21 protein-coding genes are annotated in these 24,107 nt (G+C 74.6%); 10 read left to right on the top strand and 11 right to left on the bottom strand.

What is annotated here, in order from left to right; genetic code table 11:
- The first annotated feature begins 8 nt into the window (after window positions 1-8).
- From NF338_RS05960 to NF338_RS05945, 4 genes are all read left to right on the top strand, one after another.
- Window positions 9-1,466, top strand: coding sequence for a phosphomannomutase/phosphoglucomutase (locus tag NF338_RS05960; RefSeq protein ID WP_264029936.1), 1,458 nt, complete (start codon window positions 9-11; stop codon window positions 1,464-1,466).
- Window positions 1,467-1,528: 62 nt separating this feature from the next.
- On the top strand, window positions 1,529-2,707 hold the full coding sequence (locus NF338_RS05955; protein ID WP_264029935.1) for a cell wall-binding repeat-containing protein: 1,179 nt from the start codon (window positions 1,529-1,531) through the stop codon (window positions 2,705-2,707).
- Between the two features lie 269 nt (window positions 2,708-2,976).
- Complete coding sequence (locus NF338_RS05950) at window positions 2,977-4,029, top strand: cell wall-binding repeat-containing protein (RefSeq protein ID WP_264029934.1); 1,053 nt, start codon at window positions 2,977-2,979, stop codon at window positions 4,027-4,029.
- Window positions 4,030-4,106: 77 nt separating this feature from the next.
- Window positions 4,107-4,295 (top strand): Trm112 family protein, encoded by a 189-nt coding sequence (locus NF338_RS05945; RefSeq protein WP_087469567.1) that lies wholly within the window; start codon window positions 4,107-4,109, stop codon window positions 4,293-4,295.
- Window positions 4,296-4,373: 78 nt separating this feature from the next.
- Here the strand turns inward: NF338_RS05945 and NF338_RS05940 are convergent, their stop codons facing one another.
- The 3 genes from NF338_RS05940 to NF338_RS05930 form a co-directional block, all read right to left on the bottom strand.
- Window positions 4,374-5,321 carry a glycine betaine ABC transporter substrate-binding protein gene (locus NF338_RS05940; RefSeq protein WP_264029933.1) on the bottom strand — a complete coding sequence of 316 codons (948 nt, stop codon included), beginning with the start codon at window positions 5,319-5,321 and terminating at the stop codon, window positions 4,374-4,376.
- 116 nt (window positions 5,322-5,437) lie between these two features.
- Window positions 5,438-6,307 carry an ABC transporter permease gene (locus tag NF338_RS05935; protein WP_264029932.1) on the bottom strand — a complete coding sequence of 290 codons (870 nt, stop codon included), beginning with the start codon at window positions 6,305-6,307 and terminating at the stop codon, window positions 5,438-5,440.
- Window positions 6,304-7,662: a quaternary amine ABC transporter ATP-binding protein gene (locus tag NF338_RS05930; RefSeq protein ID WP_264029931.1), complete on the bottom strand. Its 1,359-nt coding sequence runs from the start codon at window positions 7,660-7,662 to the stop codon at window positions 6,304-6,306. Before NF338_RS05930 ends, NF338_RS05935 begins: the two co-directional genes overlap by 4 nt.
- Window positions 7,663-8,232: 570 nt before the next feature.
- Here NF338_RS05930 and ahcY point away from each other — a divergent pair.
- From ahcY to NF338_RS05905, 5 genes are all read left to right on the top strand, one after another.
- Window positions 8,233-9,792: an adenosylhomocysteinase gene (ahcY, locus tag NF338_RS05925; RefSeq protein WP_264029930.1), complete on the top strand. Its 1,560-nt coding sequence runs from the start codon at window positions 8,233-8,235 to the stop codon at window positions 9,790-9,792.
- A 35-nt stretch (window positions 9,793-9,827) separates the two neighbouring features.
- A complete protein-coding gene (locus NF338_RS05920) occupies window positions 9,828-10,457 on the top strand; it encodes a hypothetical protein (protein ID WP_087469563.1) in 630 nt (209 codons plus the stop codon).
- Window positions 10,458-10,719: 262 nt separating this feature from the next.
- Entirely contained in the window at window positions 10,720-12,240 is a 1,521-nt protein-coding gene (locus tag NF338_RS05915; RefSeq protein ID WP_264029929.1) for a sensor histidine kinase, read from the top strand.
- A gap of 115 nt (window positions 12,241-12,355) precedes the next feature.
- Window positions 12,356-13,015: a response regulator transcription factor gene (locus NF338_RS05910; RefSeq protein WP_087472475.1), complete on the top strand. Its 660-nt coding sequence runs from the start codon at window positions 12,356-12,358 to the stop codon at window positions 13,013-13,015.
- A 398-nt stretch (window positions 13,016-13,413) separates the two neighbouring features.
- Entirely contained in the window at window positions 13,414-14,622 is a 1,209-nt protein-coding gene (locus NF338_RS05905) for an acyltransferase family protein (RefSeq protein ID WP_264029928.1), read from the top strand.
- A 27-nt stretch (window positions 14,623-14,649) separates the two neighbouring features.
- Here the strand turns inward: NF338_RS05905 and NF338_RS05900 are convergent, their stop codons facing one another.
- The gene (locus tag NF338_RS05900) at window positions 14,650-15,468 is read right to left on the bottom strand and encodes an RDD family protein (RefSeq protein ID WP_264029927.1); all 819 of its coding nucleotides are present in this window, start codon (window positions 15,466-15,468) and stop codon (window positions 14,650-14,652) included.
- Between the two features lie 88 nt (window positions 15,469-15,556).
- Between NF338_RS05900 and NF338_RS05895 the strand changes: the two genes are divergently transcribed.
- Window positions 15,557-16,546 (top strand): stage II sporulation protein M, encoded by a 990-nt coding sequence (locus tag NF338_RS05895; RefSeq protein ID WP_264029926.1) that lies wholly within the window; start codon window positions 15,557-15,559, stop codon window positions 16,544-16,546.
- Between the two features lie 98 nt (window positions 16,547-16,644).
- Here NF338_RS05895 and NF338_RS05890 read toward each other — a convergent pair whose 3' ends face one another.
- The 7 genes from NF338_RS05890 to NF338_RS05860 all read right to left on the bottom strand — a co-directional run bounded on the left by NF338_RS05890 (window position 16,645) and on the right by NF338_RS05860 (window position 24,046).
- On the bottom strand, window positions 16,645-17,946 hold the full coding sequence (locus tag NF338_RS05890; protein ID WP_264029925.1) for a winged helix DNA-binding domain-containing protein: 1,302 nt from the start codon (window positions 17,944-17,946) through the stop codon (window positions 16,645-16,647).
- A 7-nt stretch (window positions 17,947-17,953) separates the two neighbouring features.
- Entirely contained in the window at window positions 17,954-18,076 is a 123-nt protein-coding gene (locus NF338_RS05885; RefSeq protein ID WP_255318720.1) for a hypothetical protein, read from the bottom strand.
- Window positions 18,077-18,234: 158 nt separating this feature from the next.
- Window positions 18,235-19,527: a DUF58 domain-containing protein gene (locus NF338_RS05880; protein WP_264029924.1), complete on the bottom strand. Its 1,293-nt coding sequence runs from the start codon at window positions 19,525-19,527 to the stop codon at window positions 18,235-18,237.
- A 10-nt stretch (window positions 19,528-19,537) separates the two neighbouring features.
- Complete coding sequence (locus NF338_RS05875) at window positions 19,538-20,512, bottom strand: AAA family ATPase (protein ID WP_264030055.1); 975 nt, start codon at window positions 20,510-20,512, stop codon at window positions 19,538-19,540.
- A 215-nt stretch (window positions 20,513-20,727) separates the two neighbouring features.
- Window positions 20,728-21,984, bottom strand: coding sequence for a DUF4350 domain-containing protein (locus NF338_RS05870; RefSeq protein WP_264029923.1), 1,257 nt, complete (start codon window positions 21,982-21,984; stop codon window positions 20,728-20,730).
- Entirely contained in the window at window positions 21,981-22,652 is a 672-nt protein-coding gene (locus NF338_RS05865) for a DUF4129 domain-containing protein (RefSeq protein ID WP_264029922.1), read from the bottom strand. Before NF338_RS05865 ends, NF338_RS05870 begins: the two co-directional genes overlap by 4 nt.
- Complete coding sequence (locus NF338_RS05860; RefSeq protein ID WP_264029921.1) at window positions 22,649-24,046, bottom strand: hypothetical protein; 1,398 nt, start codon at window positions 24,044-24,046, stop codon at window positions 22,649-22,651. The genes NF338_RS05865 and NF338_RS05860 overlap by 4 nt, the downstream gene beginning before the upstream one ends.
- Window positions 24,047-24,107 lie beyond the last annotated feature (61 nt).

Genomic DNA, 24,107 nt, shown 5'->3' with positions numbered 1-24,107 from the left:
TGGGCGGCGTGACGACCGACCTCTCCCACCTCATCAAGGCGTACGACGTCCGCGGCACCGTCCCGGACCAGCTCAACCCTCGGGTGGCGAAGGCCGTCGGCGCGGCGTTCGCCCGCGCCGTCGTCCTTCCTGAGGCGCCGGCGACGGCCAGCGACGGACCTGCCCGTGCGAGCGTCGTCGTCGGGCACGACATGCGGGACTCCGGCCCGGAGCTCGTGGACGCGTTCGCGGCCGGGCTCACCGAGGCGGGGGTCGACGTCGTCCGGATCGGGCTCTGCTCCACGGACGGGCTGTACCACGCGTCAGGTGCTCTCGGCGTCCCCGGCGCCATGTTCACCGCGAGCCACAACCCCGCGGTCTACAACGGGATCAAGCTGTGCCGGGCGGGCGCGCGGCCCGTCGGGCAGGACTCGGGGCTCGCGGAGGTCCGCCGGCTCGCGGAGGGCTACCTGGACGACGGCCTGCCGGCCGCCGCGGACGAGCAGGGCACGGTCAGCGACCGGGACACGCTCGCGGACTACGCGCAGTTCCTGCGCTCGCTCGTGGACCTGTCGGAGATCCGGCCGCTCAAGGTCGTCGTCGACGCGGGCAACGGGATGGGCGGGTACACCGTCCCCGCGGTGCTCGGCACGGGCGCGGGGCTGCCCGCGTTCCCGCTCGACGTGGTGCCGCTGTACTTCGAGCTCGACGGCACGTTCCCGAACCACGAGGCCAACCCGCTCGACCCGAAGAACCTGCTCGACCTGCAGGCCGCCGTCGTCGAGCACGACGCCGACCTCGGGCTCGCGTTCGACGGCGACGCGGACCGCTGCTTCGTCGTCGACGAGCACGGCGACCCGGTGTCGCCGTCGGCGATCACGGCGCTCGTCGGGCTGCGCGAGGTCGCGAAGGAGGTCGAGGCCGGGCGCACGCCGACCGTGATCCACAACCTCATCACGTCGCGCGCCGTCCCCGACTTCCTCGGGGCGGCCGGCGCTCGCACGGTGCGCACGCGCGTGGGCCACTCGTTCATCAAGGCGGAGATGGCCGAGAACGACGCCGTCTTCGGCGGAGAGCACAGCGCGCACTACTACTTCCGCGACTTCTTCTTCGCGGACACGGGGATGCTCGCGGCGATGCACGTGCTCGCCGCGCTCGGGTCCCAGCCCCACCCTCTCTCGGCGCTCGGGGAGATGTACGAGCCGTACGTCGCCTCGGGCGAGATCAACTCGACCGTGGCCGACTTGCCCGCCGCCCGGGCGCGCGTCGTCGAGGCGTACGTGACGCAGCAGGGGGGCGGCCCGGTCGAGGTCGACGAGCTCGACGGCCTGACCGTCTCGCACTGGGACGCCCACCCGCAGTGGTGGTTCAACCTCCGCGCCTCGAACACCGAGCCGCTGCTGCGGCTCAACGTCGAGGCCGCCGACGAGGACATCATGGAGAAGGTGCGCGACGACGTCCTGTCGCTCGTGCGCGAGACTCGTTAGGGGAACGTCCGAACCACCGCTACTCTCAGCGCACCCTGTACAACCGCTGAGAGGAACTCAGAATGGCAACACCCCTGCGGGGCGCGGACCTCGACCGCCGCACCCCCGTCCGCGCGCGCCGCGTCGCGCGTGCGCTCCTCGCCTCCACGCTGGCGCTCACCGTGGTCGGTGGCGTGGCCGCTACCGCGGGGGCGGAGCCCCTCCCCGGTCCGGGCGCCACCACGCTCGGCGAGCAGTCCGGTGGGGTGAGGTCGTTCCAGGACCTCCTCGCGTCACGTCTGACCCCGGAGCATGAGGCCGAGCTCGAGCAGCGCGTCCAGGCCTTCGCGGCCGCCGGGACCGAGCGGGTAGCGGGCAAGGACCGCTACCAGACGGCGGTGGCCGTCTCCGCCGCCTTCGACCCGGGTGTCCCGGTCGTCTACGTCGCGAGCGGCACGGGCTTCGCCGACGCGTTGAGCGCGGCCCCGGCCGCCGCGGTGCAGGGTGGCCCGCTCCTGCTCGTCCAGCCGAACGGCGTCCCCACGGTCGTCGCGGACGAGCTGGCACGCCTCGCCCCGCAGCGCATCGTCGTCGTGGGCGGCTCCGGCGCCGTCTCGAACGCGGTGTACAGTCAGCTCGCGGCCTACACCCCCGCGATCCGTCGTGACTCGGGGGCCGACCGGTACGCGACGTCGCGCCTCGTGAGCGAGCGCGCGTTCGCCGGGTCCCCCGTCGGGGTCGCGTACCTCGCGACCGGCGTGGACTTCCCGGACGCGCTCTCCGCGGGCGCGGTGGCCGGCGCCTACGGGGTCCCCGTCGTCCTGGTCAACGGCAAGGCTCCCGGCGTCGACGCGACGACCAAGCAGCTGTTCCAGACGCTCGGAGTCGAGGCCGTCGGTATCGCCGGGGGCTACGGTGCGGTGAGCGCCGGCATCGAGGCCGACCTGCTGGACGAGCCGTACATTAACGGGGCGGTCGCCCGGTTCGCGGGCAAGAACCGCTACGAGACGTCGGTGGCACTGAACCAGGGCGTCTTCGAGTGGGCGACCGGGGCATTCCTCGCGACGGGCTCCGGGTATGCGGACGCGCTCGCGGGCGCGGCGGCCGCCGGCGCACTCCCCCTTCCTCTGTGGGTGGTCCCGAGCACGTGCGTCCCCGGCGGCGTGCTCGACGACGGTGCGGCGCTCGGCGTGACCACGTACTTCCTGCTCGGAGGGCGTGGGGCGCTGGGAGACGGCGTCGCGGCACTGTCGCGCTGCTGAGCGCTGGGGACGGTAGGCCTGGAGCGGATCGGTTCCAGGCCTGCCCTCCCCTCGTACCGAGCATCGACGGTGCAGTCCCCGCCTCTCGTGAGCTCCTGCATCCTCGGTGAGCCGTCGGCGGATCACGTTCGTCACCTCAGCCCTGGCGGCTGGCCTCCGGGGCCGCCGCCTCCCATCCGATAGACGAGGCCCAGATGCATCCCAACTGCCTTCGCACGACAGCGACTCCGCACGTATTCCGACGGCACCCACGCGTCGCGCGTCGGCTCGTGGCCGTCGCCGGAGCGCTCGCACTTCTCCTGGCGGCACCGACGGCGGCTTCCGCGGGCGCGGCCGTGGACGTCCGCACGACCGGCGCGGCAGGGGATGACGGCGCGGCTCTCGGCCCTGCCGACACGGATCCTGTCCTCAACCCGACGACCGCGCGTCTCGCCGGCGCGGATCGCTACGAGACGGCGGTCGCGATCTCGAGAGCGGGGCATCCTGAGGGCTCGCCTGTCGTCTACGTCGCGAGCGGGGTGGGCTTCGCAGACGCGCTGAGCGCCGGCCCGGCGGCCGCCCATGCGGGTGGCCCGCTCCTGCTCACCCCGTCGTCCGCGTTGCCCAGCGTGATCCGCTCCGAGATCGAACGGCTGGCACCGGAGCAGATCGTCGTCGTGGGGGGTGAGGGCGCGGTGTCCGCCGACGTCTACGCGACGCTCGCCGCCCTGGCGCCCGACATCCGACGCGACTCGGGTCCGGACCGCTACGCGACGTCGCGCGTCGTCAACGAGCGGGCGTTCGGAGGAGACGGTCCGTTCACGGTCTCGCTCGTCGCGACGGGTAGGGACTACCCCGATGCGCTCTCGGCCGGTGCGACCGCCGGGGCCTGGGGCGTCCCGGTGATCCTCGTCGACGGGCTCGCTTCGCGCGCTGACGCCGAGACGAAGGCCCTCCTCCAGCGCCTGGGCATCCGTGGGGTGCACATCGTCGGGGGGACGGGTGCCGTGACCGCAGGAGTCGAGAAGGACCTCGGGACGGTTCTCGTGGACGGCGTCGCCCGCCAGGCGGGGAGAGACCGGTACGAGACGTCGGTGCGGGTCAACGCGGCGGTCTTCGGCTCCGCGGACGAGGCGCTCCTCGCCACCGGCGGCGACTTCGCGGACGCGCTCGCCGGCGCGGCGCTCGCCGGCTCTGTCCCCATGCCGCTGTGGGTGGTTCCGAAGACGTGCGTCCCGAAGCTCACGCTCGGCGAGGGGCGCTACCTCGGCGTCACCCGGTACACGCTCCTCGGCGGTCGCGGAGCGCTGGACGACCGCGTCGCGAGCCTCGACCAGTGCTGACTCGACGGCCCGGGCTTCTCTCGCGGCAACCCGTAGACTCACGAAGGCGCTGTATCTGGAGACGACGAGGAGCGAGCATGAGCCTGCAGATCGACCCCTGGGTGCGCGAGGCCCTGCGCTGCCCCGTGACGGGCGCGCGGCTCGTGGACGGCACCGGGCCGACAGGAGAGCCCGAGCTGCACTCCACCGACCCCGACCGCCCGCTCGCGTACCCGGTGCGCGACGGTATCCCGGTCCTGCTGGAGGACGACGCGCGCCCGCTGTGACCGTGCTCGTCGGTCCGACGACGCGCCGAAGGCCGGCTCCCCCACGGGGAGCCGGCCTTCGGCGTCGAGCAGGGCGGGTCAGACGCCCGCGGACTCCTTGAGGTCGTCGACGAACGTCGGGTTCGCCTCGAGCCAGGCCTGGACGGCAGCGGCCTCGTCGGCGTACTCGTCGGAGTTGAACATCATGTTCTCGAGCGAGAAGAGCTGCTCGTCGTCCAGCGTGAAGGCGCCGAGCAGCTTGGTCAGCGTCGGGTAGCGCTCCTCGAAGTCGGACGAGCCCCACATGTGGATCTTCTCGGCCTCGCCGAGCGCGCCCTCGGGGTCCTCGAGGTCGCGGACCGGGAACTCGTCGTAGGCCCAGTGCGGACGCCACAGGGTCACGGCGATGTTCTCGCCGGCGTCGGTCGCGCCCTTGAGCTCGGCGAGCATCGCGGGGGTCGAGGAGATGGAGTAGTCCATGCCCTCGAGGCCGTAGGTCGGGATGACCTGCTCCTGGGTGATCTCGGTCAGGCCGGCGCCCGCCTCGATCCCGACGAGCTTGTTGCCGTACTCGTCGGCCATGCCGGCGAGATCCTCGAGCGACTGCGCGGGCGAGTCCTCGTTCACCGCGACGGTGAGCTTGGCGTCGTCGTACCAGTAGCCGAGGTCGGTGACCTCGTCGCCGTACTCCTTCTCGTAGGAGGCGTGCGTGTAGGGGAGCCACACGTCGAGCGTGACGTCGAAGTCCCCGCCGGCCAGGCCGGTGTAGATCACGCCGACGTCGGCGGTCTGGGAGGAGACGTCGTAGCCCTCCTCCTCGAGGATCGCCGTCCACAGGTGGGAGACGGCGATGCCCTCGTCCCAGCCGGACGGGATCCCGATGGAGACCGAGGTCTCGTCCTCGCCCGTGGACGACGCCCCGTCGTCGGCGCCCGACCCGGAGTCGGAGGCGCAGGCGGTGAGCGCGAGGCCGAGGACGGCGGTCGCTGCCACGGCGGCGGTGCGGCGGGCGGTGCGGCGGGTGGTGCGGGTGCGTGCGGGGGTCATGCTGTCCTTCCATGGGCCCGGGGGGACCCGGTCGGTGTGCCCGACGCCGGGGGTGCGGCGGGCGGGTTCCCGGCGCTGCGGCCGGGTTCGGTTCGTGCGCGCGTCAGACGCGCCCCTCAGACGCGCGCCGCGGCGAGCGCCCGCGAGACGGGGGCGCGGTTGCCGAGGGCCGAGGTCACGCGGTCGAGGAACATCGCGAGGATGACGACGGCGAGACCGGCCTCGAAGCCGAGCGCGACGTTGACGCGCTGGAGCGCGGCGACGACGTCGTTGCCGAGGCCGCCGGCGCCGACCATGCCCGCGATGACGACCATGGAGAGCGACAGCATGATGACCTGGTTGACGCCGGCCATGATGGTCGGGAGCGCGAGCGGGAGCTGGATCTGGCGCAGGATGCGCCCCGGGGTCGAGCCGAACGCCTGGCCCGCCTCGACGACCTCCTTGTCCACCTGCCGGATGCCGAGCTCGGTGAACCGGACGCCGGGCGCCATGGCGAAGATGATCGTCGCGATGATGCCCGGGACGGGTCCCGTGAGGAAGATGACGACGGTCGGGATGAGGTAGACGAACGCCGGCATCGTCTGCATGAAGTCGAGGACCGGCCGCACGACGGCCGAGACGCGGTCGTTGCGCGCGGCCCAGATGCCGACCGGGATCGCGACCACGAGGGCTAGGACGGCGGACAGCAGGACGAGCGCGAGGGTGTCCATCGCGTTGTCCCACTGGTCGACGCCGGCGATGACGACGAACCCGACGAGCGAGCCGAGCGCGAGCTTCCAGCCCTTGGCGAGGAGCGCGAGGGCGGCGAGCGCGAGCGCGACGACCCAGAACGGCGGGCTCGACAGGATCGTGTCGAGGCCGTCGTAGATGCCGACGAGGACGTCCTTGACGAAGCGGAACAGCGGCCGGAACGTCGTGGTCATCCAGTCGACGAACGTGTCGACCCACTCGCCGAGCGGGATCCGGGGGACGAGGGTGTCGTTCACGCGGCACCTCCCTCGGTCGTCGCCTGGGCGTCCACGGCGGCGTCCTCGACGGTCTCGTCCTGCACGGCCGGCGCGCCGAGGTCGATCTCGCCCGTGCGGGGCTGCTCGGTCGGGACCATGGCCTCGAGCAGGGTGACGCGCGGGACGACGCCGACGAGGCGGCCCTCGCCGTCGGTCACGGGCACGGGCAGCGAGGACTCGGCCGCGGGGGCGAAGATCTCCGCGAGGGGCGTGTCCGGGGAGACGGGGGCGACGCCGTCGTGCACGAGGTCGCCGATGGACTCCTGGCCAGCCTTGAGGGCGGCCACGGCGTCGTCGTCGCGCACGACGCCGTGCAGCACGCGCTGGCGGTCGACGACGTACGCGGCCGAGACCTGCGCCTCGCGCATCGCGCGGCTCGCCTGGCGCGGCCCGCCGCTGACGGGCACGACGACCGCGGGACGCACCATGACGGACGACGCGGTGAGGACGCGCGTGCGGTCGACGTCGGCGACGAACTGGGCGACGTAGTCGTTCGCGGGGTCGGACAGGATCTGCTCGGCGGTGCCGATCTGGACGATCCGCCCGTCGCGCATGACGGCGATGCGGTCGCCGAGGTGCATGGCCTCGTTGAGGTCGTGCGTGATGAAGACGATGGTCTTGCCGAGGCGCTGCTGCAGGTCGAGGAGCTGCTCCTGCATCTCGCGCCGGATGAGCGGGTCGAGCGCGCTGAACGCCTCGTCCATGAGGAGGACGTCGGTGTCGGCGGCGAGCGCGCGGGCGAGGCCGACGCGCTGGCGCATGCCGCCCGAGAGCTGCGACGGGAGCGAGTCCTCCCAGCCGCCGAGCCCGACGAGGTCGAGCGCGGTGCGGGCCTTCTCGCGGCGCTCGGCCTTGCCGACGCCCTGGATCTCGAGCGGGTAGGCCGCGTTGTCGAGCACGGTGCGGTGCGGCAGGAGCGCGAAGTGCTGGAACACCATGCTCACGCTGCTGCGGCGCAGGGCGCGCAGCTGCTTGGCGTCGGTGCTCGCGAGGTCGGTCCCGCCGACCACCACGTGCCCGGCCGTCGGCTTCCACAGGCCGTTGAGCATGCGGATGAGCGTGGACTTGCCGGAGCCGGAGAGGCCCATGACGACGAAGATCTCGCCGCGACGGACGTCGAAGCTCGCGTCGATGACCGCGGCCGTGCCGAGCGCCTTGACGTCGTCGCGGGTCGCGCCCTGCTCGAGGCGCCGGATGGCCTCGACGGGCCGACGGCCGAAGACCTTGTAGACGTCGCGGACGGAGACGGCCACGTCGGCGGCTGTCGTGCTCGGCTCGGCCTGCTCGGGTGCTGCGGTGGTGCTGTCTGGCGGGGTGATGCTGGGGGCAGTCATGCGGGCGGGTCTCGCCACCTTCCGTGCGGGGGACCGGCACGCCCCGCGCGAGGACGGCGCCAGAGGGGTCCGGCGGCGGCGTCTCGGGAGCGTGGCACGCGGCCCCTGATCGCGTCGCGGTCGGGCGCCCGGGGGGCGACCTCCGCGCTCGGCGCGCAGCGGGCCACATGCTGGTCCGACGTCAATCGGTACTCCAGCACCCTGCCTGATTCGAGGTTCAACTTCTACCTAGAGGTCGTGGATCAGGGGTTGTTCCAGGACGATTCTTGACCGATCATCGTTGCAACGGTGCGGATGACGGACGATCGCGGATCGTTATCCCTTTGTGATCTTGAGATGGTCAAGCATTCGTGTTACGCGCGCGCCCGGGCGCGCGCGCCGGACGAACGGTGTGACCCGCGTCGGGCGTCCCGCTCGCCGGGGCCGGTCGGCACCGTCGTCGGTAGGCTGGGACCGGGCGGGCCGCGGTCCCGTCCGGCGCGGACGGGAGCCCCCAGCGCAGCCACCGGCCGACCACCGGACCGGCCGGTACCACCGGCCCGACCGGCACCGAGAACGCACAGGAGAACCATGTCCACCACAGCGCCAGCCCCGACGGCCACCCCGGGAGCCGCTCCCGGCTTCGACGAGGTCCCCGGCCGCTACAAGGTCCGTGACCTGTCCCTCGCGGAGGCGGGCCGCCACCAGCTCCGCCTCGCGGAGCACGAGATGCCCGGCCTCATGGCGCTGCGTGCCGAGTACGGCGCGTCGCAGCCGCTCGCCGGCGCGCGGATCGCCGGGTCGCTCCACATGACCGTGCAGACCGCCGTCCTCATCGAGACGCTCGTCGCCCTCGGGGCGCAGGTGCGCTGGGCGAGCTGCAACATCTTCTCCACGCAGGACGAGGCCGCTGCCGCCGTCGTCGTCGGGCCGCACGGCACGCCCGAGGACCCGCAGGGCGTGCCCGTCTTCGCGTGGAAGGGCGAGAGCCTCGAGGAGTACTGGGACTGCACCGAGCAGATCCTGCTCTGGCCCGGGGACGAGTCGCCGAACCTCATCCTCGACGACGGCGGCGACGCCACGATGCTCGTCCACCTCGGCCTGCAGTACGAGCGTGCGGGCGTCGTCCCGCCGGACACGCTGCCGGGCGAGCCCGACCACACGCACGAGATGAACGTCGTGCGCGCCGTGCTGCGCCGCGCGCTCGAGGCCGACCCCCTGCGCTGGACGACGATCGCCCAGGCGATCCAGGGCGTCACCGAGGAGACGACGACGGGCGTGCACCGCCTCTACCAGCTCGCCGAGGCGGGCGAGCTGCTCTTCCCGGCGATCAACGTCAACGACTCGGTCACCAAGTCGAAGTTCGACAACAAGTACGGCATCCGCCACTCCCTGCCCGACGGCATCAACCGCGCGACCGACGTCCTCATGGGCGGCAAGGTCGCGTTCGTCGCGGGCTACGGCGACGTCGGCAAGGGCGCGGCCGAGGCGTTCCGCGGCCAGGGCGCGCGCGTCATCGTGTCCGAGGTCGACCCGATCTGCGCGCTCCAGGCCGCGATGGACGGCTACCAGGTCGCCCGGATCGAGGACGTGCTCGGCGAGGCGGACTTCTTCATCACGACCACGGGCAACAAGGACGTGATCCGCGCCGAGCACCTCGTCGCGATGAAGGACAAGGCCGTCGTCGGCAACATCGGCCACTTCGACAACGAGATCGACATGGCAGGCCTCGCCGAGGTGCCGGGCGTCTCCCGCACCGAGATCAAGGCGCAGGTCCACGAGTGGACGTTCGCCGAGCCCGGTCCGGGCGGGCAGCCCGCAGGCCGCTCGATCGTCGTGCTGTCGGAGGGGCGCCTGCTCAACCTCGGCAACGCGACCGGCCACCCGTCGTTCGTCATGAGCAACTCGTTCTCCAACCAGGTGATCGGCCAGATCGAGCTGTTCCAGGACGCGACCCGCGCCGAGCAGGAGGGCCGCGAGCGCTCGTACGCGCGCCAGGTCTACCGTCTGCCCAAGGTGCTCGACGAGAAGGTGGCCCGCCTGCACCTCGACGCGCTCGGCGTGCGGCTCACCGAGCTCTCGCCGTCCCAGGCCGACTACCTCGGCGTCCCGGTGGAGGGCCCGTACAAGCCCGAGCACTACCGCTACTGAGCGCCGACGACCCGCTCGCGCCACGAGGAGGCCGCATGGAACCGTCGTCCGACGAGCGCGGCCCCGTCGTGCCCCCGCCCGCACCGGGCGAGGGCACGACGGGGCCGAGCGACGGGCAGCCCGGCGGGCCGGGGGACGGGCCCGACAGCCCGCCGCCGGGCCGCGTCCGGCCCCTGTGGCACCGGGTGGGTGACCGCTGGGAGCGCGAGCCCCCGCACGACCTGCTGTACGGCGCGATCGTCGCCGGCTTCGTCATGGCCGTCTCGAGCGTGCACGCTCCGAGCGGGGACCGCGTCGTGATCGCGACCTCGCTCGTGGCGGTCGGCTACTGGCTAGCGCACTGCTACGTCGACGCGGTCAGCGGGCGCTTCCACGACAGCGGGCACTCCCTGTGGGACCGTACCCTCACGGCTCTCCGGCTCAACGTCGGGGTGTTGCTCGGTGCGGTTCCCGGGATCGCGGTCTACCTGATCGCCTACGCCTTCGGGCGCGACGCGGAGGCGGCCGCTCTCGTCGCGGTGTGGTTCACCGTCGTGCTGCTGGGCGTCGTCGGCTTCCTCGCGGCGTTCCGCGCGGGGGCGCGGGGCGCGCGGCTCGTCGGGGAGACCGCGCTGGCGGCAGCGTTCGGCGGCATCGTCATCGCCGTCAAGTACCTGCTGCACTGACGCGCGCCCCGGGCCGACCGCGCCGGCGGTCGCCCGATGAGCGCCGCGCTCGCGGTGTGGGTCGTGCCGGCCCGGAGGCGCGGGGTGGCCCTCGTCACGGGGACGTGGACGGCTGCGGGGCTCCTGCTCGTCGGCGCGATCGCGTTCGGGCGCGCGGACGGCGGAGGAGGCCGCTGCGACGGCGTGACACGGGGGTTGTCCCCACCCCGGTCGGGCGGACGCCTCCCTGTCGCCGTGACCTCGGGTCGCCGAGACTGGCACCATGACTGCCGTGACCCCTGACCAGCCGAGCGTCGTGCCCGCGGACGACGCGACGTCGGGCACCCCGACGCCCGGACCTGCGCGGGCACCTCTGGCGGCACCGACCGCACCCGCGACGGGCGTCACGGCGACGCCCACGGCGGCCGCGGACGCGACGTCGTTCGCCGGCACCCAGCCCGACCCACGGTACGTCGACCACCGCGAGCGCGTGGCGTTCGCGCGTGCGCCGTTCCACCGGCAGACGTGGCGCGCGTACGGGTACCTGTGGCTCGCGATCCTCCTCGCGCCGTTCGCGTTCACCTACGGGCTGTTCGCGGTGGTCTTCCTCGTGGCGATGCTGGTGCCGGTCATCGGCCTCGTGGTCGCGGGGTGGGTCGTGGTCGGCGGGCGGGGCTGGGGCTCGATGTACCGGTCCCTGGCGCGCTCGGCGCTCGGCATCGACGTCGCCGCCCCCGCGCCGTACGTCCGGCGCCGCGGGTTCTGGAGCACGCTGTGGAGCGGCATCGGCGACGGGACCGGCTGGCGGGCCGTGCTCTTCCTCCTCGTCACGTTCCCCCTCGCGATCGTGTCGTTCGTCGTGAGCACGGTGTTCCTCGCCGTGGGGCTGGGCGGGATGACGCACTGGATCTGGTCGCGCTGGCTCCCTCTCCAGCAGGCGAGCGACGGGTCGTGGCACCGCGGCGCGTCGTTCGGCACGGACTGGTTCGTCGACACCCCGGTGCGGCAGCTCGGCCTCGTCGTCGTCGGCCTGCTCTTCCTCTGGCTCTGGGCGCAGCTCACGCGGGGCTTCGCCCAGCTCTTCCGCGCCCTCACCGTGGCGCTGCTCGGGCCGACCCTCTCGAGCCTGCGCGTCGCCGACCTCGAGGAGTCGCGCGGACGCACCGTCGAGGACGCCGACGCGAAGCTGCGGCGCATCGAGCGCGACCTGCACGACGGCACGCAGGCTCGCCTGGTCGCCGTCGCGATGCAGCTCGGCGAGGCCAAGGAGCAGCTCGCCGCGGGGGGCGACCGCGACGACGCGCTCGAGCTCGTCGACCTCGCGCACTCGTCGACCAAGGAGGCGCTCGTCGAGCTCCGCGAGCTCGCGCGCGGCATCCACCCGCCGGCGCTCGACAACGGGCTCGCCGTCGCGCTCGAGACGCTCGCGGCGCGCTCGCCGCTCCCGGTCACGGTCGACGTCGACCCGGCCGTCGAGGCGTCGGGCAGGCTCGCGCCGGCCGTGGAGTCGATCGCGTACTTCTGCGTCGCCGAGCTCGTGACCAACGCGGTCAAGCACGCGCGCGCCACGGGCGCGTACGTGCTCGTCGAGCGGCAGGGGAGCGGGCGCGGCGCGCGGCTGCGCCTGCGGGTGCGCGACGACGGCCAGGGCGGCGCGCGCGTCGTGCAGCCCGGGTCCGACGGTCAGCGGTCCGGCCTCGCGGGCCTCGCGGAGCGCGTGCGCTCCGTGGACGGCACGTTCGAGCTCACGAGCCCGGTCGGCGGCCCGACGGTCGTCACGGTCCTCCTCCCCGTGCGGGTCTGACGTGCGCACGGACGACCGTGTCCTGCGGGGGCGCGCGGACGGCGTCGGGCACGATGTCCCCGGGGCATCCCGCCCGCCGGGGCCGTCGCACGGCCCGCCCGACCGGAAGGACACCATGCGGCTCGTCATCGCCGAGGACTCCGCCATCCTGCGCGACGGGCTCGTCGCGCTCGTCACGCGCCGCGGCCACGAGGTCGTGGCGGCGGTCGCGGACGGCGACGAGCTCGTCGCGCGGGTGGCCCGGCTCGCGGCCGAGGACGCCCTGCCCGACGTCGCGGTCGTCGACATCCGCATGCCCCCGACGTTCACCGACGAGGGCCTGCGCGCCGCTCTCGCGCTGCGCGCCGCGCACCCCGACCTCGGGGTGCTGCTGTTCTCCCAGTACGTCGAGACGCGGTTCGCGAGCGAGCTGCTCACGGGCGGCGCGCGCGGCGTCGGGTACCTTCTCAAGGACCGTGTCGCGGACGTCGGCGAGTTCGTCGACGCGCTCACGCGCATCGCGGCCGGGCAGACCGTGCTCGACCCCGAGGTCGTGAGCCAGCTCATGGGCGCCTCGCGGTCCGACGACGGGCTGGCGCGCCTCACGCCGCGCGAGACCGAGGTCCTGGAGCTCATGGCGCAGGGGCGGTCGAACTCCGCCATCGCGGAAGCGCTGTTCCTCTCCTACGGCGCGGTCGAGAAGAACGTCACGTCGATCTTCGGCAAGCTCGGCCTGCCCCAGGACGCGGGCGACCACCGGCGCGTGCTCGCCGTGCTGCGCTACCTCAAGGTGTAGCCGACCGTCCCTCCACCTGTCAGCACGCGCTCGCGCCCGAGCGCGACGTGCTGCTGACAAGTTGTCGGGACCGGGCCGGGGGACAACCCCCGTGCGCGGCGGTGGTCCGCCGCGGCGAGGTCGGGGGACCGTCCCGTACCAGGACGAACAGGATGTTTCGAGACTGGTGAGCACCGGGGATCCTCCCGGGCACGCCGACCTTGGAGCATCCCGTGGCCGTCCTGTCGCCGCCGCCGTCCCCGACCCGCGCGCCGTCCCGCACGCGGCCCGCGCCCGTCCGACCGTCGCCCCCGGGAGGATCGCCCGCCCACCGGGACGGGCCGCGGTCGGGCCCCGAGCGGACGCCCGGCACCGCCCCGCTCCCCGGAGGGGACGGTCCGCGCCGGCCTCGCCGCGACGTGTTCGTCGACGCCGTGCGGGCCCTCGCGACGCTCAGCGTCCTCACGGTGCACTGGCTCATGGCGGACGCGACGTGGGACGGCGAGCACCTGCGCATCGGCAACGCCCTCGCGCACGGCGCGGGCTGGACCGTCACCTGGGTGCTGCAGGTCCTCGCGCTCCTGTTCTTCGCCGCCGGGGCCTCGGCCGCGTACGGGCTGCAGCGCGGGGACGACGGCGGTCGCTCGCGCGGGCTCGCGGGCGCCGGGCGGGTGGTGGCCCGCCCGAGCGCCCTCGCCGACCTCGCGGCCGGGGCGCGGCTCGCCGGTCGGCGCGTGCCCCGTCTGCTGCGACCCGTCGGGGTTTTCGTCGGGGCGTGGGTCGTCGCGATCGGCGTGCTGCTCGTGGCGGGACTGCCCGGGGACGCCGTGCGCTCGCTCGCGACGCTCGCGCCGCAGCTCCTGTGGTTCCTCGCGGTGTACCTCGGCCTCGTCGTGCTCACGCCGCTCCTGCGCCGCGCGCTGCACGCCGCGGGCTGGTGGGCCGTGGGGGCGCTCGTCGCCGCACCGCTCGCCGTCGAGGCGCTCCGCTTCGGCGCGGGGCTGGAGCGCCTCGCGCTCGTCGACGTCGTGCTCGTGTGGGCCGTCCCCTACGCCATCGGGCTCCTGTACGCCGACGCGCGCTCCGGGACGCGGGTCGTGCGCCGGGGACGCGTGGTGCCGGTCGCCGTCCTGCCACGGCCGGTCGTGCTCGTGGGCGTCGGGCTCGCCGCGGCGGCGCTCGCGGCCCTGCTCGTCGCCGTCGGACCGTACCCGGTGTCGCTCATCGGCATGCCGGGGGACGCGATGTCGAACCTCGGCCCGCCGACGGCGCCGGTCGTCCTGCACGCGGTCGCTCTCGTCGCGCTGGCGCTCGCCGCCCGAGGGCCGCTCGTGCGCTGGGCGGACGGCCGCGGCCGGACGGTCGTCGCGGGGATCGCCCGGCGGTCCATGACGGTCTACCTGTGGCACCTCACGGCGATGATCGTCGTCGTCGGGATCGTGCTCGTGGTGCTCGGCCAGCAGCTCCCGGCGCCGGGCAGCGCCGACTGGTGGGCGAGCCGCCCGGTCTGGTTCGGTGCGTTCGCGCTCGTGCTCCTGGGCATCTCCCGCCTGGTGGGCCGCTTCGAGGACGCCCGTCCCGCGCGACCTGTCAGCGGCAGCACGCGCTCGAGCGCGACGAACCGCTGACAGGAGCGGCGGACAGGTGTCGTCGCGTCAGCGCGTGGGGTCGGGGATCGAGTAGGGGAGCCGGTGCAGCAGCTCGGCCTGCTCGCCGGCGAGCGCCTGCGCGCGCTGCGCCGTCGCCCAGTCGCGGTCCCGCCGTTCCGCGAGCACGGCCAGGAGGAACGTCTCCGGGTGCGTGCCGGGCGGCGGGCCCGGCGCGACGTACCGCTCGACCTGCCCCGCGAGCTCCTGCCCCAGCCGGGCCCGCGACGCCGGGTGGAGCTTGCCCGCGCGGGAGAGGAACTGCCGCGCGGCGAGCGCGAGACCGTCGGGCAGGCGGCGCATGTCGGCGCGGGACGCCCACGCGGCGAGGTACGGCGGCATGACGAGCGGCGCGAGCGTCGGCCGCCCGCCCCGCACCCGGATCGCGTACGTCCCCGCCGCCATGTCGCCGAGGCGCTTTCCCTTGTCGTTCGTCAGCGACGCCACGAGCGCGACGGAGCCGAGCGTCAGCCAGATCTCGCCGACGCCGACCAGGGCGCGCAGGAAGGCGTGCCGGAAGCGGACCGGGCCCCCGTCGTCGCGCACGATCCGGATGCCCAGCGCGAGCTTGCCGAGCGAGCGGCCGCGCGAGAGCGTCTCGACCGTCGTCGGGACGACGACCATGACGAGGACGGCGAGCGCGATCCCGATGGCCGGGGCGAAGTCCGGGTCGACGAGCTCGAGCGAGCCCGACGTCGCGAAGAACAGCGCGAACAGCGCGACGAAGAGCGTCAGCATGTCGAGGAAGAGCGCGAGGCCGCGCGTGACGAACGACGCCGGTCGTGCGTCGAGGACCACGCCCTCGCCGATCAGGATGCCGTCCCGCACGCTGCTCCTCGCCTCGTTCCGTCACGGGTCCGTGCCCGCGCGCCGGTCGGCGCACCGGCGGCACGCCCTGTGTGGCAGGGTATCGGTCGTGGACCTCGACGCCTTCACCGACGTGCACCGCGCGCAGTGGGACCGCCTGGAGACCCTCACCTCGCGGCGCACGCTCGACGGCGCCGAGGCGGACGAGCTGGTCCGGCTCTACCAGGCCGTCGCGACGCACCTGTCGACGGTCCGGTCCGTCGCGCCGGACCCCGTGCTCATCTCGCGCCTGTCCGTGCTGCTGGGCAAGGCCCGCACGCGCATCGCGGGAGCGCACGAGCCCGCGTGGCGCGACGTCGTGCGGTTCCTCACCGTGTCCTTGCCCGCCGCCCTGTACCGGATCCGGTGGTGGTCGGTCGGCGTGACGGTCGCGTGCCTCGTCGTGGCGCTCGTCGCCGGGATCTGGGTCGCGACGACGCCCGAGGGCCTCGCGTCCATGGGGCCGCCGAGCGTCCAGGAGAACTACGTGAACGAGGCGTTCGCGTCGTACTACGACCCCGGCCTCGACTTCGCCACCGTCGTCTGGACCAACAACGCCTGGATCGCGGCCCAGTGCATCGGGCTGGGGATCACGGGGATCTTCCCCGCCTACGTGCTGTTCACGAACGCCGTGGGCGTGGGCTCGATCGGCGGCATGATGGCCGCGCACGGCGAGCTGGGGCTCTTCCTCCAGCTCATCGCGCCGCACGGCCTGCTCGAGCTCATGTCGGTCTTCGTCGCCGGCGCCGCGGGGCTGCGGATCTTCTGGGCCTGGGTCGACCCCGGCCCGCTCCCGCGCTCGCGTGCCCTCGCGCAGGAGGGACGTGCGCTCGTCACGGTCGCGATCGGGCTCGCCATCGCGCTCGCGATCTCCGGCGTCATCGAGGGCTTCGTCACGGGCTCGACCATGCCGTGGTGGCTCAAGATCGTCATCGGCGCGATCGCGCTCGCCGGGTTCTGGGTCTACACGATCGTGCTCGGTCGTCGTGCCGTGGCGGCCGGAGAGACCGGCGACCTCACCGCCGACCACGCGGGCGACGTCGCCCCGGTCGCGGCCTGACGGTTTTCCCGGCTCCTCCCTCCTCCCGGCTCTGGACTCCTCGGCTCCCGGATCGGCTGCCGGCCATCGGCTCGGGGCCGGGGAGCCGTGGGGCGCGGTCAGTCGTGCACGACGACGCTCGCCCGCGCACCCGGCCACGCACACCGGACCCAGTCCTCGGCTCGCGCGACGACCGCGTCGCGCACGCCGGGCTCACGGAGCCGGTCCGCGGGGGAGCGACGGACGTCGGTGTCGCCCAGCCCGCGCGCGCCCGTGCCGCGTCCGGCCGCGTCACCCGCGGGTCCGCGCAGCGGGCGCACCTCGACGTGCACGACGTCGTCCGCAGCCTCGTCGGGCGGGGTCGCCCCGGTCGTCGCCCGGCTGGGGGCGGACGGGGTTGTCGGGCGCGCCGTCCACGCCCCGGCGACGCGGCCGTCGACCAGCACCGTCGCCGCGACCTGGCCGTTGACGCTCACGACGCTCTTGACCGGGACGTCACCGAGGACCCGCGTCCGGTCGTCGTGCGAGAGGACGAGGTTGTCGAAGTCGCCCGCGAGGACCACCGGCACGGGCACGTCGCCAGGCGGGCGGGGTGCGTCGGGGAGGTCGAGGAGCTCCTTGTCGTCCGGTCCGGTGAACGTCACGAGCTCGGGACGCAGCACGTCGAACGCGGCCTTGAGCCGGGTCAGTCCCGCCCAGCGCTGCGCGTCGGCCACGGAGGCCGGTCCGAACGCCGCCAGGTAGCGCCGCACGAGCCCGACGCGCGCCGCGAGGACGGCGGCGGGGTCCGTGTCGTGCGCGACCGCGTCGTGGACCGGGTCGGACCGGCCCAGCCACGCCTGCGCCGTCGTCCAGGTGGTCGTGGTGCCCGGCCCGTTCGCGCCCCAGAGCCCGCGCGGCGGCACCTGGACCAGCGGCAGCAGGCAGCGCGCCCCGTACGCGAGGTGCTTGGGGTCGACGTCGGGCCACCGCTCGGCGAGCCGCCTGCCGAGCTCGACCGAGGTCAGCGGCTCGTCGAGCAGGTCGCGTGCGACCTCCTCGAGGGCGTCGAGGTCGACGTCCGCGAGGGCTGCGCCGTGCTGGTTCTTCGCCCGCAGGTACGCGGCGAGCGTCGGTCGCACCAGCGCGGTGAGCCCCAGCGCGTCGTCCGCGGCGACCAGGTGCACCGTGCCGCGCAGCGCGCCGACGCGCACGATCTCGCGGTCGGTGAGGAGCGAGCCCAGGTCGTCGGGCGCGAACGCGGCGAGCCGCGACCACAGGGCGGGGTACGGCGACGACGGCACCTGTGACTGGAGCCCGACGAGGTGCCGCACCTCGTCCAGCACCGACGCCTCGCGCGGGGCGTCGAGGTGCTGACGCGCGAGCAGCGCGCGGCTGAGGTCGTCGTGGCTCAGCCGCGGCCCGTACCGCCCGTCCGCCATCGGCAGGTCAGGACAGCACGATCGCGAGCGCGGGGATGAGGAACGTCGCGAGGAGCGCCGCCACGACGATCATCGCGACTCGACGGTTGCGCCGTGCGCGCTGCCGGGGATCGGTCGGCTGCCAGGCCACGGGGTTCTCCTGAGCTCGGTGAAGATACCCGCAAGACCCTACCTCGCCCGCGAAGGCAGCAACGTTGCTCGCGAGATAGAACCCCCGGGCGCGAGGTAGAACGCCAGGAGCTCTACCTCGCGACCGGGGGTTCTACCTCGCGGTCGGCGGCCCGGATGTCAGAGGCGGCCGGCGGCCTTGAGGGCGAGGTAGGTGTCGGCGAGGCGGGGAGCGAGGTCGTCGGGGAGGGCGTCGACGACCTCGACGCCGCGCTGGCGCAGGACGGTCGTCACGGCGGCGCGCTCGATCTCGCCACGTGCCGCCGCGGCGGCGTCGTACGCCTCGGCGGTGCCGCTGCGGTCGTCGCGCAGGGCGGCGACCTCGGGGTCGCCGGCGGCGGCGAGCACGACCTGGTGCTTGGCCGTGAGCTGCCCGACGACGGGGAGCAGCCCGGTCTCGACCGCGGCGGGGTCGAGGGTGGACAGGAGCACGACGAGCGCGCGCTGGGACAGGCGCTCGTGGACGGCGCCGACGAGCCCCGGCCAGTCGGTCTCGAGCAGCGCGGGCTCGAGCGGGGCGAGCGCGTCGGCCATGGCGGGCATGAGACGTGGGCCGGCGGCCCCGGCGACGCGCGAGCGCACGGTGCGGTCGTACGCGACGAGCTCGACGCGGTCGCCCGCGCGCCCGGCGAGCGCGGCGAGCAGGAGCGCGGCCTCGATGCTCGCGTCGAGGCGCGGCTCGTCGCCGACGCGCGTCGTGGACGTGCGGGACGTGTCCACGACGATGAGCACGCGCCGGTCGCGCTCCGGACGCCAGGTGCGCACGACCATGTCCCGACCGCGGGCGGACGCCCGCCAGTCGATCGAGCGGACGTCGTCGCCGAGGACGTACTCGCGCAGCGAGTCGAACTCGGTGCCCTCGCCGCGCACCTGGACCGCGGCGCGACCGTCCATCTCGCGCAGGCGCGCGAGCCGGCTCGGCAGGTGGCGGCGGGACGCGAACTCGGGGAGCACGCGCAGCCGACCGGGCACGGTGATCGAGGCCTGGCGCGCGGCGAGGCGCAGGGGGCCGAACGAGCGGATCGTGACCCGGTCGGCGACGCGCTCGCCGCGCCGCGTGGGCACGAGGACGGTCGTGACGCGCGTGGCCTCGCCGGGCGGCAGGTCGACCGGGTGCCGGTTGACCTGGGTCCCCGCGGACGGCGGCCACGCGTCGCGCACGAGAGCGCGGAGCCGTCGGGGCGCGAGGTTGGTGAGGGTGAGGCGCGACGTCGTCGTGTCGGTGAGGCGGACCGAGCCCGGGACGCGCCGCTCGATCGCGACGCGTCGCGGGGACGCGGCGAGCGACGCGTCGAGCGCGCACAGCGCGACGACGAGCAGCGTCCACACCAGCACCGTCCCCGGCACGGGGAACAGCAGCACGGGGACGATCCCGAGCGCCGTCAGCACGACGGCGCGCCACGTCAGGGCCACGTGCGACGCCTCAGCGGGGGACGGGGACGGACGCGAGCACGGTGTCGAGCACGCTCTCGGCGGTCACGCCCTCGAGCTCGGCCTCGGGCCGGAGCTGCACGCGGTGGCGCAGCGTCGGGTGCGCGAGGGCCTTGACGTCGTCGGGGGTCACGTAGGAGCGGCCGGACAGCCAGGCCCACGCGCGCGCCGTCGCGAGGAGCGCGGTGGCGCCGCGCGGGGAGACACCGAGCGAGAGCGAGGGGGAGTGGCGCGTCGCGCGGCACACGTCGACGGCGTAGCCGAGGACCTCGCGCGCGACCTGAACGCGCGCGACCTCCGCACGAGCCCGGTCGAGAACGTCGCGCCCGGCGACGGCGCGCACGCCCGCGCCCGCGAGGTCGCGCGGGTTGAACCCGGCGGCGTGGCGCGCGAGCACCTCGACCTCCTGCTCGCGCTCGGGCAGGGGCAGCACGACCTTGAGCAGGAAGCGGTCGAGCTGGGCCTCCGGCAGCGGGTAGGTGCCCTCGTACTCGACGGGGTTCTGCGTCGCGATGACGAGGAACGGGTCGGGCAGCGGGCGCGGCGTCCCGTCCACCGACACCTGGCGCTCCTCCATCGCCTCGAGGAGCGAGGCCTGCGTCTTGGGGGGCGTGCGGTTGATCTCGTCCGCGAGCAGGAGGTTCGTGAAGACGGGGCCCTCGCGGAACGAGAACTCGGCGGTCCGCGCGTCGTACACGAGCGAGCCGGTCACGTCGCCGGGCATGAGGTCGGGCGTGAACTGCACGCGCTTGGTGCCGAGGTCGAGCGACGCGGCGAGCGTTCGCACGAGCAGCGTCTTCGCGACGCCGGGCACCCCCTCCAGCAGCACGTGGCCCTTGCACAGCAGCGCGATGAGCAGGCTCGTCACGGCCCCGTCCTGCCCGACGACGGCCTTGCCGACCTCGGTGCGCACGGCGGCCAGGGCCTGGCGCAGCTCGGGGGACGGCGCGGGCGGCGCGTCGTGCACGGGTGCGGGTCCGGGCTGGCCGTACGCGGCCTGGGGCGCGGTGGCGTAGCCGGGCGCCGGGGCGCCGGGACCGTGCGCTCCGGGCTCGTGCCCGGGTGCGCCGGCGGCCGCGCTGACGCGGTCGGCGACGCTCGGGTCCTGGCCCTGCGGCTGGTCCTGGCGCGGTGGCGGCGCGTAGCGGTCGGGCTGCGGCACGGAGCCGTCGGGGTGGTGCGTCACGAGTGGTAGACCTCGCTCTCGATCCGGTCAAGGTGACGCGCGAGCTCGAGCAGCGCCGCGTCGTCGGCGGGTGGTGGTCCGTACAGGAGCTGGGCGACCTGCTCGCCCGGGCGACCCGTCGCGCGGGCGACCGCGTCGACGAGGGCGGGCGCGTCGGCCGAGCGCGGGAGGCCGAGCCGGTTCGCGAGCCGGTCCGCGGCGCTCGCGCGCAGCCCGGCGGCGGCGTGCCCGCGCGCCCCGGCGCGCCGGTAGAGGCGGCCGCGGCCGCGCGTCGTCTCGGCCGCGCGCACGACGACCGGCAGGTCCTCCGTCACGAGCCGGCCGAGCCGGCGGCCGCGCCACAGCGCAACGACGAGCACGACGACGAGCACCTGGAGCGCGACGACGCCGAACCACGGCGGGAGGGAGAGCGCCGGGGTCTGCTCGTCCTCGCCTCCGCCGAGCGACGTGTCGAACGGGTCGGGCACGAGCCACACGAGGCGGTCGTGCGCGCCGAGCGTCCACAGGGCGAGGGCGGCGTTGCCGTCGTCGGTGACCGCGTCGTTGCGCAGCACGGCCGTCGTGTCGACGGCGCGCACGCTCCGCCCGTCCGTCTCGTGCACGAGGTAGGCGCCGATCGACGGGTCGTCGGCGGAGGGGAAGCACAGGACGGTCGTCCGGTCGAGCGAGAGGAAGCCCACGCCGTCGGAGCGCAGCGACCCGGCCGCCTCCGCGGCCGGGTCGTCGCAGCGCGCCGACCGGGCGGACGTCCCCGACCCCCAGTCGTAGGCGAGCTCCGCGCCGCCGTCGGTCGCGGTCGAGAGCAGGAAGTCGGGCGGAGCCACCAGGACGAGGTCGGTCGGCGTGCGGACGAGCGCGTCGACCTGCTCGTCGAGCAGGAAGTCGCCCTGCGCGACGAGGAGGGTGCCCCCGTCCGCGGCCGCCGCGACCGCGTCCGCGACCGTCGTGACGTACGTGATCTCGACGCCCTGGTCGCGCAGCACCTCGGCGACGGCGCGCGCGCCGTCGGGGCCGGGGTTGTCGGGCGCCAGGGGCGTCGCCGAGGTCGTGGGGCGCGCGATCGCGGACAGGCCGGCGAGCACGAGGAGCGCGACGACCACCGCGACGGGCCAGCGGGCGCGCCGCCACCGGCTCCGCGCCCGGGAACCGGCCGTCGTGCCGTCGCCGACGACGGGCACGTGCGCCGTCGTGACCGTGCGGGGGCCGTCCGTGGCCGCGGGAGCGGTGGGCCCCGGGGGTGCCGTGGTGCTCACGCGTCACCCCCCGAGGACGAGGCGGCCGCCGTCGCGAGCTCAGGCCGCAGCACGGGACGCGTCGCCAGGGTGCGCTCGTCGAGCGCCCGCAGGAACGCGTCCGCCTCGGGCCCGACGGCGGCCTTGCCGTACGCGACGTCGTCGAACAGGTGCGCGCCGCGGGCGAGGCCGTCCGCGACGTCGGGCACGCGCTCGCCCGCGGCCTCGGCGGCCTCCCACGCGGTGCGCCCGGGACGGGCGTCGAGGACGGCCCGCTCCTCGAGCGAGCGGACGACGGCGCGGAAGCGCTCGAGCGTGGCGGTCGCCCAGTCGGCCCGGGAGGCCGCGGCGTCGGCCGCCGCGCGCATCTCGGCGGCGGTCCGCACGTCGTCGTCCAGCACGACGGCGGACGTCGTCGCCCGGCGCGACAGGCGCACCGGGCCGGCGACCCAGTAGGCGATCCCGGCCACGAGGAGCACGACCGCGACGACGAGCACCGCGGTGAGCGGGCCGCCCAGGTCGATCGTGGGTGCGCCGTCGAAGAGCCCGAGCAGCCAGTCGAGGAACCGCTGGAGGAGCGACGGCTCCGTGCGGTACTCGGGCTTCGCGAGCTCCTCGACGAGCCACCGGCGCGCCTCGTCGGCGCCCGGCTGCACGGGCACGTCGGCCGCGAGCGACCGCAGCGTCATGCCGGCGGCTGCGCGTTCGCCGCGGTGGCGAGCTCGACGTCCAGGCCCTCGCGCCGCATGCGCACGTCGATGTAGAGCAGCGCCACGACGCTCCCGAGGAACAACGTCATGACGATCGTCGAGAGCGCGACACCGAGCGCCAGCAGAGCGTTCGCGACGAAGCCCTGCCCCGCGGCGAGGAGGAACGTGCTCACGAGGCTGAACGGCGAGACGACGATCTGCACGACGACGTACATCGCGACGTAGGCGAGCAGGTAGATGCCGAAGAGGCGCCAGAAGCTGCCGCGCGTCAGGAGCCACGAGCGCCGGACCGTCGCCCAGAACGGCTGACCCTCGAGCGCGAGCGCGGGCGGGACCAGACCGGTGCGCGTGCCGACCCAGACCGCCAGGGCGAGGAGACCCGGGAGGGCCACGACGAGCAGGACCACGCCGAGCCCGGTCGTGGCGGCGAAGCCGAGGACGACCAGGAGGACGACCAGCGAGACGGCGACCGCCCACGCCAGGCCCAGCAGGAGCGAGAAGCCGATGAGGAACCACGCGCGGCGGCCGACCTGGGACCAGACCTCCCCGATCGTGGCCTTGCGCCCGATGACGGACTGCCCGATCGAGACCGTGAGCAGCCCGCTGACGATGGGGGTGGCGAGGCTCGTCGTGAGCCCGGTCCCGAGCGTGCTCGAGTAGAGCATCGCGAAGTCGTTCTCCATCCCGCCCAGCCCGGACTCGCTGGGCAGGGAGAGGAAGAAGTCGGCGAAGTAGCCGGAGAACGCCCACCCGAGCAGCGCCCCGATGACGGTGGCGATCACGACGACGAGCGTGCTCATGCCGAGCATGACGCGGGGGTTGTGGCGGATCGCGCCGAACGCGCCGTCGAAGATCTCGCCGAGCGACAGCGGGCGCAGCGGGACGATCCCCGGCTTGGCGGCCGGGGCCACGTAGGGCGCGCCCGCGAACCCGGCGGGCGGGCCGTAGCCCGGGGCGCCGAACTGCTGCTGCCCGTACTGCTGCTGCCCGTACTGACCCTGCCCGTACTGACCCTGCCCGTACTGACCCTGCCCGTAGCCCGGCTGGCCGTACCCGCCCGGACCCTGCGGCGCGGCCTGCCCGTGCTGCGGCTGACCGGACGGCGGCTGTCCCCACCCGCTCGGCGCGGCGGGCGCGGGCGGCTGGTCCGTCGTCGGGACCTGGCCGGGTCCGTATCCCGGGGCGTACTGGCCGTACTGGGGCTGGGGGGCCGCGCCGCCCGGCGCGCCGTAGCCGGGCGCGCCGTACGCGGGGGCTCCCCAGCCGCCGGCGTCGTCGCCCTGGGCGGGGCCGGCGGGCGTCGTCGGACCGGGTGCCGTCGTCGGGTCCGGCGTGGCACCGTCCGGCGTGCCGGAGGTGTCGGGTGTGCTCATGTGCTCGTGGTCCCCCGCGGTCGGCTCGGGCGTCGTTCCAGGCCGCCGGGCGAGGATCGGG

Source organism: Cellulosimicrobium sp. SH8 (genome assembly GCF_025818875.1).
GTDB classification, from domain to species: Bacteria; Actinomycetota; Actinomycetes; order Actinomycetales; family Cellulomonadaceae; genus Cellulosimicrobium; species Cellulosimicrobium cellulans_D.
The sequence above is the reverse complement of the archived record's forward strand: the minus strand, read 5'-3'. Positions and strand labels throughout refer to the sequence as shown.

Bases quoted from the DNA above. Each gene is read 5' to 3' on its own strand.
- NF338_RS05955 (WP_264029935.1), top strand. From the start codon at position 1,529: ATGGCAACACCCCTGCGGGGCGCGGACCTCGACCGCCGCACCCCCGTC.
- NF338_RS05945 (WP_087469567.1), top strand. From the start codon at position 4,107: ATGAGCCTGCAGATCGACCCCTGGGTGCGCGAGGCCCTGCGCTGCCCC.
- NF338_RS05940 (WP_264029933.1), bottom strand. From the start codon at position 5,321: ATGACCCCCGCACGCACCCGCACCACCCGCCGCACCGCCCGCCGCACC.
- NF338_RS05930 (WP_264029931.1), bottom strand. From the start codon at position 7,662: ATGACTGCCCCCAGCATCACCCCGCCAGACAGCACCACCGCAGCACCC.
- ahcY (WP_264029930.1), top strand. From the start codon at position 8,233: ATGTCCACCACAGCGCCAGCCCCGACGGCCACCCCGGGAGCCGCTCCC.
- NF338_RS05920 (WP_087469563.1), top strand. From the start codon at position 9,828: ATGGAACCGTCGTCCGACGAGCGCGGCCCCGTCGTGCCCCCGCCCGCA.
- NF338_RS05915 (WP_264029929.1), top strand. From the start codon at position 10,720: ATGACTGCCGTGACCCCTGACCAGCCGAGCGTCGTGCCCGCGGACGAC.
- NF338_RS05910 (WP_087472475.1), top strand. From the start codon at position 12,356: ATGCGGCTCGTCATCGCCGAGGACTCCGCCATCCTGCGCGACGGGCTC.
- NF338_RS05890 (WP_264029925.1), bottom strand. From the start codon at position 17,946: ATGGCGGACGGGCGGTACGGGCCGCGGCTGAGCCACGACGACCTCAGC.
- NF338_RS05865 (WP_264029922.1), bottom strand. From the start codon at position 22,652: ATGACGCTGCGGTCGCTCGCGGCCGACGTGCCCGTGCAGCCGGGCGCC.
- NF338_RS05860 (WP_264029921.1), bottom strand. From the start codon at position 24,046: ATGAGCACACCCGACACCTCCGGCACGCCGGACGGTGCCACGCCGGAC.